The 18,259-nt window shown below is 64.6% G+C and carries 14 protein-coding genes; 11 read left to right on the forward strand and 3 right to left on the reverse strand.

Features of this window, described 5'->3' with window-relative positions; genetic code table 11:
- Positions 1–5: 5 nt before the first annotated feature.
- Together ACR9Y2_RS35630 and msrA are read left to right on the forward strand one after the other, a co-directional pair.
- Positions 6–848 carry a 3-keto-disaccharide hydrolase gene (locus tag ACR9Y2_RS35630; protein ID WP_435046670.1) on the forward strand — a complete coding sequence of 281 codons (843 nt, stop codon included), beginning with the start codon at positions 6–8 and terminating at the stop codon, positions 846–848.
- Between the two features lie 16 nt (positions 849–864).
- Positions 865–1,416: a peptide-methionine (S)-S-oxide reductase MsrA gene (msrA, locus tag ACR9Y2_RS35635; protein WP_435046671.1), complete on the forward strand. Its 552-nt coding sequence runs from the start codon at positions 865–867 to the stop codon at positions 1,414–1,416.
- On the opposite strand, the gene ACR9Y2_RS35640 is transcribed toward msrA, so the two are convergent.
- From ACR9Y2_RS35640 to ACR9Y2_RS35650, 3 genes are all read right to left on the reverse strand, one after another.
- Positions 1,393–2,382 carry a glycoside hydrolase family 5 protein gene (locus ACR9Y2_RS35640; protein WP_435046672.1) on the reverse strand — a complete coding sequence of 330 codons (990 nt, stop codon included), beginning with the start codon at positions 2,380–2,382 and terminating at the stop codon, positions 1,393–1,395. The two genes, msrA and ACR9Y2_RS35640, sit on opposite strands and share 24 nt — an antisense overlap.
- Positions 2,379–2,813: a DUF6526 family protein gene (locus ACR9Y2_RS35645; RefSeq protein ID WP_435046673.1), complete on the reverse strand. Its 435-nt coding sequence runs from the start codon at positions 2,811–2,813 to the stop codon at positions 2,379–2,381. Before ACR9Y2_RS35645 ends, ACR9Y2_RS35640 begins: the two co-directional genes overlap by 4 nt.
- 85 nt (positions 2,814–2,898) lie before the next feature.
- Positions 2,899–3,612: a hypothetical protein gene (locus ACR9Y2_RS35650; protein WP_435046674.1), complete on the reverse strand. Its 714-nt coding sequence runs from the start codon at positions 3,610–3,612 to the stop codon at positions 2,899–2,901.
- 249 nt (positions 3,613–3,861) lie between these two features.
- Here ACR9Y2_RS35650 and ACR9Y2_RS35655 point away from each other — a divergent pair, with 249 nt between their 5' ends.
- The 9 genes from ACR9Y2_RS35655 (at position 3,862) to ACR9Y2_RS35695 (ending at position 17,967) form a co-directional block, all read left to right on the forward strand.
- Complete coding sequence (locus ACR9Y2_RS35655; RefSeq protein ID WP_435046675.1) at positions 3,862–4,356, forward strand: (2Fe-2S)-binding protein; 495 nt, start codon at positions 3,862–3,864, stop codon at positions 4,354–4,356.
- Positions 4,346–6,571 (forward strand): molybdopterin cofactor-binding domain-containing protein, encoded by a 2,226-nt coding sequence (locus tag ACR9Y2_RS35660; protein ID WP_435046676.1) that lies wholly within the window; start codon positions 4,346–4,348, stop codon positions 6,569–6,571. The genes ACR9Y2_RS35655 and ACR9Y2_RS35660 overlap by 11 nt, the downstream gene beginning before the upstream one ends.
- Before the next feature lie 91 nt (positions 6,572–6,662).
- Positions 6,663–9,998 carry a DUF2126 domain-containing protein gene (locus tag ACR9Y2_RS35665; protein WP_435046677.1) on the forward strand — a complete coding sequence of 1,112 codons (3,336 nt, stop codon included), beginning with the start codon at positions 6,663–6,665 and terminating at the stop codon, positions 9,996–9,998.
- Between the two features lie 68 nt (positions 9,999–10,066).
- Positions 10,067–12,595 carry a circularly permuted type 2 ATP-grasp protein gene (locus ACR9Y2_RS35670; RefSeq protein ID WP_435046678.1) on the forward strand — a complete coding sequence of 843 codons (2,529 nt, stop codon included), beginning with the start codon at positions 10,067–10,069 and terminating at the stop codon, positions 12,593–12,595.
- A 13-nt stretch (positions 12,596–12,608) separates the two neighbouring features.
- Positions 12,609–13,487, forward strand: a complete 879-nt coding sequence (locus ACR9Y2_RS35675; RefSeq protein ID WP_435046679.1) for a transglutaminase family protein — start codon at positions 12,609–12,611, stop codon at positions 13,485–13,487.
- Positions 13,488–13,657: 170 nt separating this feature from the next.
- Positions 13,658–14,971 (forward strand): hypothetical protein, encoded by a 1,314-nt coding sequence (locus ACR9Y2_RS35680; RefSeq protein ID WP_435046680.1) that lies wholly within the window; start codon positions 13,658–13,660, stop codon positions 14,969–14,971.
- Between the two features lie 11 nt (positions 14,972–14,982).
- The gene (locus tag ACR9Y2_RS35685; RefSeq protein ID WP_435046681.1) at positions 14,983–15,618 is read left to right on the forward strand and encodes a hypothetical protein; all 636 of its coding nucleotides are present in this window, start codon (positions 14,983–14,985) and stop codon (positions 15,616–15,618) included.
- Positions 15,619–15,635: 17 nt separating this feature from the next.
- Positions 15,636–15,920 (forward strand): hypothetical protein, encoded by a 285-nt coding sequence (locus ACR9Y2_RS35690; RefSeq protein ID WP_435046682.1) that lies wholly within the window; start codon positions 15,636–15,638, stop codon positions 15,918–15,920.
- Positions 15,921–16,110: 190 nt separating this feature from the next.
- Entirely contained in the window at positions 16,111–17,967 is a 1,857-nt protein-coding gene (locus ACR9Y2_RS35695) for a right-handed parallel beta-helix repeat-containing protein (protein WP_435046683.1), read from the forward strand.
- Positions 17,968–18,259 lie beyond the last annotated feature (292 nt).

The following is an 18,259-nucleotide window of genomic DNA, read 5'->3' on the forward strand; positions in this document are numbered from 1 at the left end:
CACTCATGAAACGAAGAACAATTCTGTCGCTCGCCGGGGTGGCGCCGGCTGCGTGGTCGGCTGCCCAGCAGCCCACCCCCAAGCCCAAAAACTGGCGCACCTCTCCTCTCGGCTATACCGATACGCCGGTGCTGCCCGGCCAACCCTGGAAAGTCCACGACATCGCCCGTCCACGTCCTTCCGTGGTCACGCCCGGCCCCAGGCCCGGCGATCCACCGTCCGATGCCGTCGTGCTGTTCAGCGGCAAGGACCTGTCCCAGTGGGTTCAGAACGGCACCGGCCCCAACAAAGGCAAACAGGTGCCCGCTAAGTGGAAGGTGGAGAACGGTTTCGTCGAATGCGTCGGCGGCACCGGCGACCTCATCTCCAAAGAGAAATTCGGCGACGCCCAGTACCACATCGAGTGGAGCGCCCCCACCGAAATCGACGGCGACTCCCAATGGCGCGGCAACTCCGGCATCCTCATCATGAGCCGCTACGAGATGCAGGTGCTCGACTCCTGGGACAATCCCACCTATGCCGATGGACAAGCGGGCGCCATCTACGGCCAGTGGCCGCCGCTCGTAAACCCCATCCGTAAACCCGGCGAGTGGAACACCTACGACCTGTTCTGGGAAGCGCCCAAGTTCGAGGGCAGCCGCATGGTCAAACCGGCCTATGTCACCCTCATGTTCAACGGCGTCCTGGTCCACCATCACAAGGAAGTCATCGGGCAGATGGCCCATCGCACCATCCGGCCCTATGAACCCCATGCGGCGGAAGAGCCGTTGTCCATCCAGGACCACGACACCAAACCGCGCTTCCGCAATATCTGGGTCCGCAAGCTAAAGCCGTACGATTCCAAGTAGCTCCCACGGAGGCGCCATGAGCCTGGACGCAAGCACCGCAACCGCCACCCTGGCCGGTGGCTGTTTCTGGTGTCTGGAGGCGGTCTATCTCCAGATGCGCGGCGTGATTTCCGTCACCTCCGGCTACATGGGCGGGCTGGAACTCGAGCCCACTTATGAAGAGGTATGCACCGGCGGCACGGGCCACGCCGAGGTCGTACAGCTTGTCTATGACACGAACATATCGTCATATCGCGATATCCTCGAAGTCTTCTTCGCGATCCACGACCCCACTACCCTCAACCGGCAGGGTAACGACGTCGGCACTCAGTACCGGTCGGCCATCTTCTACCACACCCCGGAACAGGAAGCCGAGGCCCGCGCCTTCCTCACCGAACTGACCGCCGATCAGGTGTTCGAAGACCCCATCGTCACCGAAGTGACCCCTGCCGTGAAGTTCTGGCCCGCCGAGGACTATCACAGCAACTACTTCGCCACCCACCCTTGGCAGCCCTACTGTACGTTCGTGGTCTCGCCGAAGGTGGCCAAGTTCCGCCGGAAGTTCTCAGCTCTCCTCAAGCCCGCCTGACATCCGGTCTTTCAAATGAAGCAGTTGCGGCCGGTGCACCGCATAGTCGGCGGACGGCTGCAGCCCGATCGCATAGTCCTGCCACCACTCGCCGGCGGCCCAGTAGAACGCGTCCATCCCAGCCTCGGAAACCGCGTCCAGGAACCCGTCCATCACCGGCAGCCAGCGCGGATCCGCATACGGAATGCCAAACTCGCCCAGCAGCCCGCCCACCCCGTTGTCCCGGCACCAGTCGATGAATGGCGCAACCCGCCGCCGGCCCAGCGTGGCCAGATCGGGGTCGCGTGCCAGTTCCTCGTCGTACGAAAGCGCGTAGCCGCCGCCCCGGTTGCCGTCAAAATAGCAGTGGGCTTCATACAGGAAATTGCCCGCCGGATCGTCGATCCAGGCCCGACGCCCGTTCCGCTGCTTCCACCACTCACTGCCAGACCACCCGTCACCCGGCACCAGGATCAGCTTCGTGTCGCCCGTTTCCCGTATGGCGCCTACCACGCACTGCGAGATCCGCTGCCAATCGGAGTCGCCCATGTCGTGCGGCTCGTTCATCAGGTCATACGCCCACACCGCCGGATGCTGGCCCAGCGAAAGTACGAAACGAACCCAGAGGTCGGCTAAGTCATAGCGGGTCACCGGAGTACGGCCGCGCCCGTCGGCTTGGTCGATGATCCAGTCGGTACCCTCGATCCGGTACCGCCCGAAGTTATGTGGCTCGTACGCGATCTGCAGCCCCAGGCCACCCGCCCGGTCGGCCGCCAGCACAAGCTGTTCCAGATAGGCCTCGTCCAGGGGACCGCTCGGCGTAGGCTGCAGCCGCTCCCACCGGAACGGCACCCGCAACCGCGTCAGGCCCTGCTCCGCCCAATACTGCAGGCTCCGCTCGCTGGGGAAGACGTAGTCCCGCCCCAGTTCCCCGGGCAGGTTACCCTCGCCCCATTCGGCGCCCGAAAGGTTGACCCCGATCTTCACACCCGGTAGTTGTCCGCTTTCCAGTTCTTGATCGACTTCTTGATTTCGTCCTGGCTCATGCTCTTCTCGGCGGCGAGCTTGGCCAGGGCCACGAACTCGGCATCGGGAGCAAACCGTAGGCCGACAATCTGCAGCGCTTCCAGCCTCGGATCAAGCAGCTTGCCGGTCAGGACGTAGTGGCGCAGATTCTCTTCCGCCCGGATCGCCCGGTCCTGCGCCTTCAGGGCGAAGATACGCGCAAACAAGGCGATGAATACCATGCAGATGTTCATCACCAGGATCAGCGCGGCGCTATACAGGCGCTGGTGATCGCCCATGGATTTCCAAAGGTTCACGCCCGACCCGATGAGCGTCAGCAGCAGTAGCCCGAAGAGCACGAAATGGAACATCGGGACTAGCTGGGCGTGTTTGGCGTAACTCTGTTCCTGCAAGTCGAAACCTCCTGGATCGCTACCCGCGGCAATGGCCCGCGCATAGCAATCCAGCATCGCACGACGCGCGCCTGTCTGGCAGGAATCAGTGCTTCGAGGCTTTCTTCTTCTCCATGCGCTGCTTGATGTCCGGCCAGAACTCCTTCAGCACATTCGAAATCGCGTCGGTCCCAATCTGCAGCGCCAGCTTCGAGAAGTTGTCGGAATAGGTCCGGCTCTCGGGGTAGTAGAGGTTCGAAATGCCCACCGAAGCGCCGTTGCCCAGAACCTCTGAGAAGTTGAAGCGCGTCTTGCCGGAATCGGTCTTCGTCACCACCACCCGCGTCAGCGCGTAAAAGAAACGCTGCTTGCCGGTCTTCCCGTTCTGCCCCTGCATGAAGTAGCGGGGATCTTCCTTCAACAGGCTGGGAAACATCGCTTCCGTCATGAAGTTGCCGATGATGGTGTCGCCCAGCGACCGCACATAGCGGTTGCCGAAGCCCTTCGCGCCTTGCCCGAACGAGGGATTGGAGTTCTCCAGGTGCGCCAGCCCCGCGTAGAAGCCGGCCAGCAGGAACACCGGCTTGTCGAACGAGTCTTTCGCCCCGATGGCGAACTTCTGTTTGGTCGTGATCGGCGAAAATGGCGCATTGCCATCCGCCACACGGTAGTTGGGCAGGACGCCGAAGACGCGCTTGTCAATCTCAGCAGCCGGAGCGGCCGGGGCCTCGGCGGGTGCGTTGTTTTCCTGAGCCTGCGCGGTCACACACAGCACCGCGGCGAAGATACACAATACTGCTGATTTGCGAATAAAGGCCATTCCTGTTCCTTGAATGCCCGTCTGACATCGACGCGCGCAACTCCCGCTCCAGATATATGCAGGCTTGTTGGTGTGGGCGCGCCCTAACGTTCAGCGGGTTACATACCGTCTCGACGGTACCTTCCGATTTTCACCTGTAAACAGGAGGTTATCTGCCGGCTTCTTCCTTTGGATAGCCCGTCTTTTGGGGTTTGCATTGGCATCCGGGCGTGCCACTATGAGTACAACCAGACGAGGAGGTGCCAGTCGATGCCGGCGTTCAAATTCACCCTGAACGGCAAGGCGCAACGGATCGAGACGGAGGCCGACAGGCCGCTGCTCGAAGTGCTGCGCGAAGATCTGGGACTCATCGGAGTCCGTTACGGCTGCGGCGAAGGCCAGTGCCGCGCCTGCACCGTACTGCTGGACGGTAAGCCTGTCCCGTCCTGCGTCACCCCCGTGCGGCTGGCCGAAGGCAAATCAGTCCTGACTGTGGAAGGGCTCGCCGTCAACGGCAAACTCCACCCCGTGCAGGAAGCGTTCCTCGAAGAAGGTGCGCTGCAGTGCGGCTACTGCACCTCCGGCATGATGCTCACCGCCGTGGCCCTGCTGAAGACTACCCCCCATCCCACGGAACAGCAGGTGGCGGAGGGCATGAACAACAACCTCTGCCGCTGCTGCTGCTACCCCAGCATCGTCACCGCGGTCCGCCTGGCAGCCAAACTCAGCGCCATGAATACCCAAGGAGCAGGCCATGCCGGATAGCACCGACTGGATCGCCTCCGCTGAACCGGAGCGCTATGAACTGCGGGAACCAGTTCACTACGAGTTTCGCTGCGATCGCCGCGTGTTCCTGCAGGTTGCGGGCGCCGGCCTGCTGATCACTGTCCTTGCACGCGCGCAGCGTGGTCCAACGACCACGGCGGGCCACCTGCACCTCGGGGAAGACGGCTTCGTGACCGTGCTCTCGGGCAAGGTGGAAGAGGGACAAGGACCCCGCACCGAGTTTGCCGCCGCCGCCGCGGAAGAGCTGCGCCTGCCTGTTGGCAAGGTCCGCGTGGTGCTCGCCGATACGCAAAGCGTGCCCAATGACGGCATCACCGCCGGCAGCCGCTCCACGCCTACCACCCTGCCTTTGGTCCGCCGCGCCGCCGCCGAAGCTCGATCCCTGCTGCTGTCCACGGCCGCCGAGCGCTGGAAGGCCGACGGTTCCAAGCTCCAGATCGATGCCGGTGTCGTGAAGAGCCCGGACGGCAAGCAGACCATGGGCTACGCCGACCTGGCGAAAGCCGGCGGCCACACGACCAGGAGGACTGCGGAACTGATCCCGCCCATCGATCGCTGGCCGGCCGACGAGTCCAAGCTCCAGATGGCCAAATCCGGCGGCGATGCCAGCGGTAAGACCGCCGACCTCACCCCGCCCGCCAACTGGAAGACCCTGGGCCAGCCGCTGGTGCGCGTGAATGCACGCGACATCATCACTGGAGCCCATGCCTATCCTTCCGGCATCCAGCGGCCCGGCATGCTCTACGGCTGCGTCCTGCGTCCGCCAGCCTACGGTGCGACTTTGGATTCCCTCGACCTGAGTGCCGCGAAGCAGCTGCCCGGAGTCGTGGCCGTGCGCGACGGTGAATTTGCAGCTTGCGCCGCACCCACGTCCTATGCGGCCCGCAAAGCGCTTGCCGCCCTGGCCGCGAATGCCAAATGGCAGACCAAGCCGCAGATCTCCAGCGACGAGTTGTACGCGCATCTGAAGAAGCCGGCCGGCGACCGCCAGCCGCAGGTGCAGGAACGCGGCTCTGTGCAGGCCGGCCTGCAACAGGCAAAGAAGAAGCTCGCCGCGTCGTATCAGATTCCCTACGTGGCCCATTCCCCGATGGAACCGCGCACGGCCGTGGCGGAGTGGACCAATGGCAGCCTGACGGTCTGGACCGGCACTTCGAATCCCTTCGAGGTGCGGGACGAACTCGCGCAGGCGTTCCACATTGACCCGTCCAACGTACGCGTCATCGTGCCCGACTTCGGCGGGGGCTTCGGCGGCAAACATACCGGCGAAGCGGCGCTCGAAGCAGCACGCCTGGCGAAGGAAGCAGGCAAGCCGGTCTCCCTCCGCTGGACCCGTGCCGAGGAGTTCATGTGGGGCTACTTCCGCCCGGCCGGCGTGATCGAGATCGAGGCCGGCCTCGACGACAAGGGCCAGCTCACCAGTTGGGATTTCACGAACTACAACTCGGGCCCGTCGGCCATCGGGTCTCCCTACAAGCTGGCGAACACTCGCACCCGTTTCGTCTACGCCGATTCGCCTCTGCGCTCCGGCTCGTACCGCGGGCTGGCGGCCACAGCCAACAACTTCGCTCGTGAGAGCTTCATGGACGAACTCGCCGCCGTGGCCGGCCAGGACCCGTTGGCGTTCCGCCTGGCCCATCTCGAGAACGGCCGTCTACGGGACGTGCTTGTGGCCGCGGCCGAGCGCTTCGGCTGGCAGAAGCGCCGCCAGGAGAAGAAGCCGAACACCGGGGTCGGGCTGGCCTGCGGCACGGAGAAGGGTTCCTATGTCGCCGCCTGCGTCGAGGTGGAACTCGACCGGGCGAGCGGCATCCCCCGTCTGGTCGAGATCTGCGAAGCCTTCGAGTGCGGGCCTGTGCTCAACCCGAAAAACCTGCGCCTGCAGGTGGAGGGCTCCATCCTGATGGGCTTGGGCGCGGCCCTGCGGGAAGAGATCCTGTTCGAGAACGGCCGGCTGAAGAACGGCAGTTTCGCGCGCTACCGTGTGCCGCGCTTCAAGGACACACCGAAGATCGAAACGGTGCTGGTGGAGCGCAACGACCTGGAGCCCGCCGGCGCCGGCGAAACGCCCATCATGGCGGTGGCTCCGGCCATGGCCAACGCGATTTTCGCCATCACTGGCGAGCCCTTGCGGGCGCTCCCTTTGCGGGCGAAAGCGGGCAAGCCCGACAGCGGTTCCGCGGCCATCCGCTGAGCCCCCGTCTTCCTCTATAATTTGGATCTGGCCGAATTGGCTACTCCCTCCACGTGGCAGGGCCGTGTGATGTATAGGGGAAGGGGTACGCATGGCGATTCGAGTCGCTCTCCATCACAAGACTGTCTACCACTACGACCGGCTGGTGCAGTTGTCACCACAGATCGTCCGTCTGCGCCCGGCGCCCCATTGCCGGACCACCGTCGAGAGCTACTCGCTCAAAATCAGCCCGCGCGAGCACTTCATCAACTGGCAGCAGGACCCGCAGAGCAACTACCTCGCCCGCGTGGTCTTCCCGGAGCCGGTGCGCCACTTCTCCATCGAGGTCGATGTCGTGGCGGACATGACCGTCATCAACCCGTTCGACTTCTTCCTGGAGCCCGCGGCCGAACGGTTCCCATTCGCCTATGAACCCTCGCTGGCCAAGGAACTGACCCCCTTCCTGGAGACCCTGCCGGACGAGCCGCACCTGGCTGCCTACGTGGCGGCAATCGACCGCGCGCCGTGCCACATCATCGACTTCCTGGTCGCGTTGAACCAGCGGCTGCAGCACGAGATCCGCTACACGATCCGCATGGAGCCGGGCGTGCAAACTCCCGAGGAGACGCTCGACCTGCGCAGCGGTTCGTGCCGCGACTCCGCCTGGCTGCTGGTGCAGGTGCTGCGCCGCCTCGGCCTGGCCGCGCGCTTCGTCTCGGGCTACCTCATCCAGCTCAAGCCGGACCTGAAACCCTTGGAAGGCCCGGAAGGTCCGCAGCAGGACTTCACAGACCTGCACGCGTGGACCGAAGTCTATCTGCCCGGTGCGGGCTGGATCGGCCTGGATCCGACGTCGGGCCTGTTCGCGGGCGAAGGGCACCTGCCGGTGGCGGCATCACCCGACCCGTTCTCGGCGGCTCCGGTAACCGGCGGCGTGGACGAGTGCGAGGTGGAATTCACGCACGAGATGTCGGTGCGTCGCATCCATGAAGACCCGCGCGTCACTCTGCCGTATACGGAAGAGCAGTGGTCGAAGATCGAAGCACTGGGGCACGCCATCGACGCGGAGCTGAAGGCCGGCGACGTGCGGCTGACGATGGGCGGCGAGCCCACCTTCGTCTCGATCGACGACATGGACGGCGCCGAGTGGAACACCGAGGCTCTCGGCAAGAACAAGCGGCAGATGAGCGGCGAACTCATCAAGAGGTTCCGCGATCGCTTCGCGCCGGGCGGCTTCCTGCATTTCGGCCAGGGCAAGTGGTATCCGGGCGAAAGCCTGCCGCGCTGGGCGCTCACCTGCTACTGGCGGAATGATGGTGTCCCCATGTGGCTGGACCCCAGCCTGATTGCGGCCGAGGACGAAAGTCACGGCTACGACGAAGCCGACGCCTTCGACTTCATCGAACGGTTGGCCCGGCGGTTGGGGCTGGATCCAGACTATGTCAACGCGGCGTTCGAAGACCCGCTGCACTACCTGCAGCGCGAACGGCAGTTGCCCGTGAACGTGGATCCGCTCGACAGCCGTTTGGAGAGCGCGGAGGAGCGCGACCGCATCCGGCGCGTCTTCGAGCGGGGGCTGAATCATCCCGTAGGCTTCGTGCTGCCGGTGCAGCGCGGGGCAGGCAAGAGCGGTCCGGAGTGGCAGACGGGCTTGTGGCTGCTGCGCGGGCAGAAGCTGCTGCTGACGCCGGGCGACTCGCCGGTGGGGCTGCGGTTGCCACTGCCGAGCCTGCCGTGGGCGGCTCCGTCGGATATGCCTTTGATGGTGCCGCAGGATCCGATGGCTCCCAGGAATCCACTGCCCGTGCCGGAGAGGCAGAATCAGGGCACGCACGTCCCGCAGCAGCAGAAGGGCGACTGGCGCAGCAACTTCTCCCGGCCCAAAGAGGCGGAGAAGCTGGTGAAACCAGGAGAGTCGGCCGGATGGGTGGTGCGGACGGCCATCTGCGTGGAGCCGCGCGACGGGCAGTTGCACGTCTTCATGCCGCCGGTGACGACGCTGGAAGATTATGGCGAACTGCTGGCGGCCATCGAGGACACGGCCGCGCAGCGCAGCACCCCGGTGATTGTGGAAGGCACTGAGCCGCCTAAGGATCCGCGCATCGGCCAGATCCGCGTGACGCCGGATCCGGGCGTCATCGAAGTGAATACGCCCCCGGCCCGCAACTGGGACGAACTGGTGCAGAACACCATCGGGATCTACGAGGATGCCCGGCAGTCGCGGCTGGGTACGGAGAAGTTCATGTTGGACGGCCGGCATACGGGCACGGGCGGCGGCAACCATGTCGTGCTGGGCGGGCCAACGCCGGCCGACAGCCCCATGCTGCGGCGGCCGGACCTGTTGCGCAGCCTGATTGGGTATTGGCTGAACCACCCGTCGCTGTCCTATCTGTTCTCGTCGTTGTTCATCGGGCCGACGAGCCAGGCGCCGCGCATCGACGAGACGCGGCAGGACAGCCTGTACGAGCTCGACATCGCCTACTCGCAGATCCCGCTGCCGGGCGAAGGCGACTGTCCGCCGTGGCTGGTCGACCGCATCTTCCGTCACCTGCTGGTGGATGTCACGGGCAATACACACCGCGCCGAGTTCTGCATCGACAAACTATACGCTCCTGAAACGGCCACGGGGCGGTTGGGCCTGCTGGAGATGCGCGGCTTCGAGATGCCGCCGCATTCGCGCATGAGCCTGATGCAGCAGTTGCTGATCCGGGCGCTGGTGGCACGCTTCTGGAAGCAGCCTTACCTGGCGAAGCCCGCGCGCTGGGGCACGCAACTGCACGACAAGTTCATGCTGCCGCACTTCCTGGCGCTGGACTTCGAGGACGTGCTGGAAGAGCTGCGGGCGAGCGGATATCCGGTGGACTCCGCCTGGTTCGCGCCGCACTTCGAATTCCGGTTCCCGGCGATCGGGACGGTGGTGCATTCGGGCGTCGAGGTGGAACTGAGGCAGGCCGGCGAGCCCTGGTATGTACTGGGCGAGGAGCCGGGCGGCGGCGGGACGGCGCGCTATGTCGACTCGTCGCTGGAGCGGCTGCAGGTGCGGGTGCGCGGCTTGTTCGGCGACCGCCATGTCATCACGTGCAACGGGCGGCGGGTACCGCTGGCGCCGAGCGGAACAGAGGGCGAATTCGTAGCTGGGGTCAGGTACAGGGCGTGGCAGCCGCCGTCGTGCCTGCACCCCACGATTCCGGTGCATACGCCGCTCATCTTTGACCTGCTGGACCTGTGGTCGAGCCGGTCGATTGGCGGGTGTACTTACCATGTGGCGCATCCGGGCGGCCGCAACTATGTGACGTTTCCGGTGAACGCGGCCGAGGCGGAGTCCCGGCGGGCGGCCCGGTTCTTCCGGTTTGGACACACGCCCGGGCCGATGCAGGCGCCGGTGCAGGAGACCAATGCGCAGTTCCCATACACGTTGGATATGAGGCGCAGCCCGTACGCGCGGTGATCGCGGGGGGCCGAAGTGTGACAGAATTTCACTAATACTACACCGCAGGCTGTTGGGCGGAGGTCAGGTTGCAGGGTCCGAAAGAGAAGGGGAGTTGTGTCGCCCAAGGCTGGGACTACTCGCCGAACGAAGGATATTACGACGAACTAGCGACGCCGCAGGGTGCGACGCGCCTGCATTGGCGCGCCCTGATGGAAGCGCTGAAAGCCTCCGGACCTGAAGATCTGGCCAGCCGTTGGAAGGAAGCGCAACGGCTCATCCGCGACAACGGCGTCACCTACAACGTCTATGGGGATCCGCACGGCACGGACCGGCCGTGGCCCCTGGATCCGGTGCCGATGGTCATCGACCCCCAGGAATGGGCGGGCATCGAGACGGCGGTGGCGCAACGGGCGAGCCTGCTGAATTCCATCCTGGAAGACCTCTACGGGCCGCAGCGGTTATTGAACGAAGGACTGCTGCCGCCGGAGCTGGTCTACGCCAATCCCGGTTTCCTCCGAAGCTGCCACGGCATCAAGGTGCCGGGCGACATCCGCCTGCATCTGTATGCGGCCGATCTGGCGCGGTCGCCCGATGGGCAATGGTGGGTGCTGTCCGATAGGACGCAGTCGCCCTCAGGCGCGGGCTACGCGCTGGAGAACCGGCTGGTTTCCACGCGCACGCTGCCGGACCTGTTCCGCAAGACGTATGTGCGGCGGCTGGCGAACTTCTTCCTGTCCTATCGCGAGACGCTGATGAGCCTGGCTCCGGGGCATCGCGAGAATCCGCGCATCGTGCTGCTGACGCCCGGGCCCTATAACGAGACCTACTTCGAGCACGCGTTCCTGGCGCGGTATCTGGGGTACACGCTGGTGGAAGGCGGCGACCTGACGGTCCGCGACCGGCGGGTATACCTGAAGACACTGGGCGGCCTGCTGCCGGTGGACATGATCTTGCGGCGGCAGGATGACGGGTTCTGCGATCCGCTGGAGCTGCGCGGCGACTCGATGCTGGGCGTGCCGGGCCTGGTGGAAGCGGTGCGGGCCGGCACGGTGGCGATTGCCAACGCGCTGGGCAGCGGGGCGATTGAGACGGCCGCGCTGTCGCCGTTCCTGCCAGGACTGAGCCGCCAGATCCTTGGCGAAGAGCTCAAGATGCCGTCGGTGGCGAACTGGTGGTGCGGGCAGGAGAAGCCGCTGGCCTATGTGACGGAGAACCTGGCGCGGCTGGTGGTGAAGCAGGCGTTTCCGGGGTCGCCGCAGGAGCCCATCTTCGGCGGCAAGATCAGCGCGGCGGAGCGCGAGAAACTGGCGGCGCGGATCCGGGCGACGCCCTATCAGTATGTCGCGCAGGAGCAGGTGGCGCTGTCGACGGTGCCGGTGTGGACCGAGGAAGGGCTGCACTCGCGGCACCTGGTGATGCGCGTGTATGCGGTGCCTTCGGGCGGCGGCTACAAGGTGATGCCGGGCGGGCTGACGCGCGTGTCGTCGTCGCTGGACACGATGGTGGTATCGGTGCAGCGCGGCGGCGGCAGCAAGGACACCTGGGTTCTCGGGCGCGGGCAGGAGAAGGAGTTCAGCCTGCTGAAGCCCTCCAGCCAGACGCTGGAAGTGAGCCGGGCGACCTTTGACCTGCCGAGCCGGGTGGCGGACAACCTCTTCTGGCTGGGGCGCTATATGGAGCGAGTGGACTCGACGGTGCGCCTGGCCCGCAGTGCGCTGCCACTGCTGTCGCAGGAGACCGATGCGGCCTCGGCGACGGGGTTGCAAACGGCGGTGGGGATCCTGACGGCGCTGCACTTTGTGCGCGACCCGGTAGAGGCGGACGGCGCTGCCGTGGTCAATGCGGACCTGGTGTCGATGATCTTCGATTCAGATAGGCGCTACAGCATCGGGCGCATTGTGCACGAAGCGCGGCGGCTGGCGTGGCTGCTGCGGGACCGCATTTCGGCGGATGCGTGGCGCATCCTGAACCGGCTGGACAACGACTTCTGCACGCGGCGGCCGGCCGAGCCGTTTCACCTGTTGGGTGCGACGGACCTGCTGGATCAATCGATCATCACGCTGGCGGCCTTCAGCGGGCTCGTGATGGACGGGATGACGCGCGGCCAGGGCTGGCGCTTCCTGGATATCGGGCGGCGCATCGAGCGCGCGTCTCAGTTGCTGGATGTGTTGCGGCACGGGCTGGGCGATCTCGTGAATGACGACAGCGGACGGCTGGCCAAGCTGCTGGAGATCGCGGACAGTTCGATTACTTACCGGTCGCGCTATCTGACGACGATGCAGTCCGACCTGGTGATCGACCTGCTGTTGTGCGACGAGGCGAACCCGCGGTCTGTGGCGTTCCAGTTCGCGCGGCTGTCGGAGCACATAGCGCACCTGCCGGATAGCGGTTCGCTGTCGCGGCGGAGTGTGGAATCGCGGCTGATTCTCAGCCTGTTGTCGAGTGTGCAACTGGCGGAGACGGGCAAGCTGATGGAGCCCGACGGGCGCGGCGAGTGGACCGGGCTGCTGGCGCTGCTGGACCGCCTGGCCGCGGAGATCCGGGCCTTGTCGAGCGTGTTGTCGAGCAGCTATTTCAGTCACGCTATCCCGTCGCAGCAGTTGCGGCATTTCTGAGCGAGGGGCCGCCATGACGTATCGAGCCACACACACGACGACCTACACCTACAGCGAGCCGGTCTCGATCTGCCACAACGAGGTGCATCTGCGGCCGCGGAGCGGGTACCGGCAGACGTTGATCGACAGCAGCATCACGGTGCTGCCGGATCCGGGGCATTTGTATTCGCGGACCGACTACTTCGGAAACGAGACAACGTTCTTCTCGATCCACGAGCCTCATTCGCGGCTGATCATCTCGGCCGAGAGCCTGGTGGAAGTGCGACCTACGACGGTGGTGGATCCGGCGGCGACACCGGCCTGGGAAGACGTGCGGACGCAGGTGCGGGCGCACCGCGGAGGGGCGGCGCTGGAGGCGTTCCAGTACATCTTCCCGTCGCAGTATGTGAAGGCGGGTCCTGAGTTCGCCAGCTTCGCGGAGCCTTCATTTCCGGCCGGGCGGCCGATCCTGAAGGGGTTGATGGACCTGTCGCACCGGATCTTCACACAGTTCCGGTATGATCCGCGGGCGACGACGGTGGCGACTCCGGTGGACGAGGTGCTGGCGGCGCGGCATGGGGTTTGCCAGGATTTTGCGCATGTGATGATTGGGGCGCTGCGGTCGATCGGGCTGCCGGCGCGCTATGTGAGCGGGTACCTGCGGAGCAATCCAAACCTGGTGGGGGCGGAAGAGTCGCACGCGTGGGTGTCGGCGTACTGTCCGGGTCATGGCTGGCTGGAGATCGATCCGACGAACGACCTGCTGCCTTCTGAAGCCCACATTACGCTGGCCTGGGGCCGGGATTATGGGGATGTGACGCCGGTGCGGGGCGTGGCGCTGGGTGGAGGCGAGCAGTTGATTTCGGTGCGGGTGCGGGTGGCTCCGGAGAAGGCCGCCGTGGCGACGGACTAGGACGGATCGCAGCAGGGCTTCCCCTGCAATTCCCAAAGAGCTAAGGGGTAGTGGAAACGGGCCGGCCCGAGGTGTGCCTGGTTCCGATGGATGGCCAGCGTAACATTTGTTGGAATCCATGTCCTTCGGCCCGTGAAAATCGCGCTTGTGGAGTTGAAGGAGGTGGAGGGGTGAATAAGAGACTCAGCCTACTGCTGCTATTCACATCTACGCTCTTTGGCCAGCACATCCTATACAACGAGACACGGGACAAAGTGGCCAAGGAGACATTGGAGGCCGCCAAGCAAGTTGCGAGCAAGCCGCTCTCTGAGACGGAAATGCGCAACCTGGGCGTGATCGAACAGAGTCAGTTGAAGAGCGCGATCGAGTGGTATCGCGTGACGATGAGGACCAACATCCAGGCGTTCCGGACATGGGGGGATGTGCGGGACGCGATTGATCAGATCCGGACTGAGTTGGATGACCGGGAAAAGGACCTTCAGGAGGCGCCGCGCGCGGCGGCGACGAAGGCTGATCTCGAAGCGCGGCAGAAGGCGATCGAGGAGCAAATCGAAGGACTGAAGAAGCCTGTCGCCAAAGCAAAAGATGCGGCGAGGGCCGCGGTGGACAAAGCTGAGGCCGCGCCCGGGGCCAAGCAGAAAGAGGCAGATAGCGCGGCTAAGAAGAAGGATTCGGGCAAGGTGGAACCAAGCGCGGCGACGCAGGCCAGCGCGGATTTGAAGGCGCTGGGCGAGCGCGTGGGCCAGTTCGATGAATTGCTGGGCCTGGCGGCTGAGCTGGCCGCGAAATTGAAGGCGACTACATCCGACACCAGCACGCAAGCGAAGCTCGAAGACGCGTCCACAAAGACGAAGGCGGTGCAGGACGCGGTGAAGGACATCCAGAAGGGGATCCAGGAAGTCCAGGAACTGGCAGCGACGATAGGGGCGATTATCGACACCTGGAACGGCGTGAAGGTGGATCCGGCTTCGCTGGCTCCGTCGCCGGAGAAGATCGCGCTGGAGTTGCTGGAGCGCGAGGCGGAGTACATCAAGACGCTGACCGCGATCCGTGTGCGGCGATACATGGAGGTGGCGGAGACGAGGAATCTGCTGCGGCGATTTGACGTGGAGTTTGCACGCTGCCGGTTCATCGCGGGTGACCTCAACACGCCGGTGACCGACGATCTCACGCGATTCATGGGCAACGAATCTATGCGGGAAGGCCTGGAGCAGAGGTTGTATACGCTGCTGCTGGCTGCGCACATCTCAGCGCGGCAGACCGCGGATCAGACGATGAACGACGTCAGGGAGTCGATTGAATTCAGGCGCTACCGGGTGAAGGTGAACAGTGTGTACAACGCCAGCTACGAGACCGCGCTGCAGGCCGCGGCGGGGCGGCTGGCGGCTTACTATGCTTCCGGGCTGAAGCCGACGCAATTGGCACAGTTCGTATACGAGTTAGGAACGGCCGTGGCCTTGCCCTACGTGGCCGTCACGAAATGAGGAGCACTTCCATGAAGATGACAGCCGCGGGATGTGCCGTGCTGGGTGCGCTGCTGCTGACCGGATGTGACCGGGAGGCGCAGGAGTTCGCAGCGAAGACGGCGGCGTTGTTGAAGGAGTATGAGAGCAAGCTGAGCCAGGAGATTGGGGAATCGGAGAAGCACTACCAGAAGTTTGCGGCGGTGGAAGCCGACTCGGCGCGGCGCCGCGGGATTGAGGACGACGCGGTGGCCCGGCGGGAGATGGCCGACAAGTGGAGCGCGGACTACATTGAACGCGTGAAGCAGGCCAGGCGGGTGCGCGAGCAGCTTCTGGAAGTGGCGAAAGTGCAGTTTGAGATCAACCAGAAGCGGTGGCTGAGCGACTTGGACGAGAGCCGGATCTACCTGGAGAAGCTGGAGAAGCTGCAGGCGGACAAGGAGAAGGTAGAGGCGCTGGGCAAGCTGCTGGGCAGCCTGACGAAGAAGCAGAGCCTGGTGGACCAGGGTAAGGAGATCGGCAAGTTTGTGGAGGCCACCAAGGAGGAGTTGGACAAGAAGATCTGCGCCGACATCATCGCGAAGATTAAGGACAAGGAGACGTCCGCGGATCGCAAGCCGGCGCTGGAGCAGCTCAAGAAGGACCGGAAGTGCGCAGAGAACAACTAGAGGAGAAGGAGTGAGCCATGACACGCAGAGAGCGACTGATGGCGAGAATTGCGGAAGCGCAGGCGCAACTGGACGAGGTGCGGGGCCGGATCAATGATCCTTCCACTCCGCCTTCCCGGGTCCCGCCGTTGGAGAACCGGGCGGCGAACCTGGAGCGGCGGATCAGCGAGATGAACCAGGAATTGGCGAATCTGCCGGAGGATGCCGGTGGGGCCGCCGGAGTGTTGGCGATAGCTCCGGCGAAGCGGGCGAGCAAGCGGGCGGGACGGAAGAGGCCGATTGGGCGAGCGGCGCGCGGGTAACTGACTGGCCAGGATCCGTGATGGTGAATGGCGTTTGCGGAGTTCGTGAGTAGGGGCCCTTTCGAGCGGTCCCGCACTCACGAACTTCGCTGTGTATGTGGGGTGCCGGTGGAGGCAGCTCTTCGAGCGGGGCCGCAGGGTGTCTAATGGATCTCGGACGACCTGTTGTTCGTCTTCGAAAGGAGCGGCGATGCGACCAGATTACCGGACGGCACGACGCACTCATTGCGGCTTGTTCTTCTCTTCATTTCTGTTGTTGACGGCCCTCGGCTACGCAAAGCCTTCGGGCGGCCCCTACGGACCCATTGACCAGCGCTACGAGATTCCCAAGGCCGCGCACGTTTACTACGTTGCGCCCGATGGGTTGGTGGATGCTCCAGGCACCGACGTGGGACGGCCCACGACGCTGGAGGCGGCGATGGAGCGAGTGGTGACGGGCGATGCGATTGTGCTGCGGGGCGGGGTGTACCGGACGGGCGGGCTGGTGCTGAACCAGGGCATCACGATGCAGCCGTATGGCGAGGAACGGCCGGTATTGAAGGGGACGCAGGTGGCGGCGAAGTGGGAAGCGCTGCGCGACAACGTGTGGCGGACCCGCTGGCAGCGCCTGTTTCCGGCCGCGCCGCTGGGCTGGTGGCAGCGAGGCCGCGAGGGCATGCGGACGCCGCTGCACCGGTTCAATAACGACATGGTGTTCCTGGATGGCGAACTGTTGCAGTCGGCCGGATGGGAGGGCGAGCTCACGCCCAAGTCGTACTACATCGACTACCAGGGCGGTTATGTTTATCTGGGCGTGAATCCGGCCAACCGGCTGGTGGAGATCACGGCCTTTGACAGTGCCCTGGTGCGGACGAGCGCGGCGGTTCATGGTCGGAACTCGGATCGGAAGGGTCCGGTGATCCGTGGGATTTCGTTTACGCAGTACGCTTACCGGGCGCTGGAGGTGGAGGGCAAGAAGCGCTTCACGGCGGCGGACGAGCCGACGGATGAGCCGGTGGGTCCCTCGGATCCGGCGACCTACGGGAAGGAAGTGACGGGGACGGTGTTGGAGAACGTGTCTATCACTTATTGCTCGCGCGTGGCCGGTTACTTTCGCGGAGACGGCCTGGTGATCCGCCAGTCGTTGATCAGCGATACGAGCACGGAAGGGATCTATGTGATTGGCTCGTCGGACGTGCTGCTGGAGCGGAACATCATCCGGCGGAACAACATTGAGCCGTTTACGGGCTACTATCCAGCGGCGGTGAAGATCTTCAACCAGTCGCATCGGGTGACGGTGCGGGACAACCTGATCCTGGATAATCCGAATTCGAGCGGGGTCTGGTATGACGTGGGCAATCGCGATGGCGTGTTCGTGAACAACTGGGTGGACCGGGCCGTGAACGGCTTCTTCTTTGAGATCTCGCGGGGCGCGACGGTGGCGGGGAATGTGTTCCTGAACTGTGACCGGGGGGTTTATATCCTGAACTCGGCCGGGGCGCGGATCTACAACAACACGTTTCTGGACGCGCCGGCCTCGTTCGAGCGCAATCAGCGGAGCGCGACGGGCGACCACTTCGGGTGGCATCCGGCTACGGGCCCGGGGGTGGATCAGCGGGAAGGGCATGTCTTTGTGAACAACCTGATGGCGGCCAGCGAGGGGAGCCGGCGGCCGTTGTTGCGGTTCGAGCAACCAGCGGCGCTGTGCCAGCAGTTGGCGCGGCCGCAGGCGCAGCAGGTGGACGGGAATGTGTATGCGCGGGCGGCGGTGCCGGGTGGGACGACTCCGATTCCTTTGGTGACCTGGGGGCCGGCCGCTACGGAGAGCTGTGTGGCAACGGCGTTCTCGCTGGAGGAGTTCCGCGGGTTGGCGAAGGGGTTCGAGGCAGGCGGGCGGCAGTTGGACCGGACGCCGCGATCGGTGTTCCGGGGGCTTGATGTGGGGCGGTTTGATTTGCGGCAGGCGGTGCCGGGTGGTTCGGGTGTGGCGCCCGCGGAGGTTCTTCGGGTGCTCGGGTGGAGTGAACAGGAGGGACGGACGGCGGGCGCGTATCCATTGAAGCACTGATGAAGCACTGAGGTGGGGGGGGGCGGTGAGGGGAGCATCAGGGACCCGGTACATATTTCCTGCTTGGGCGGTTTTACCGCGAATTCCGGGCATGCGGAGGGTCCCTGATGGCATCGGAGCACTGCGAATAAAGTACGAAAGTGCTCTGAGGCGATTTGCTCGCCGGCCGGCTCGGTTGTGCATGCCTAGCTGGCTGCCACTGCAGAATGCTGAAGCAATGTCAGACGGGCGGGTAACGATGAGGGTCGAAACGGGGTCGGGTTTCGACACAAATGACGGGATCTCGTCTCGT

This window comes from Paludibaculum fermentans (assembly GCF_051172195.1).
Classification (GTDB): Bacteria; Acidobacteriota; Terriglobia; order Bryobacterales; family Bryobacteraceae; genus Paludibaculum; species Paludibaculum fermentans_A.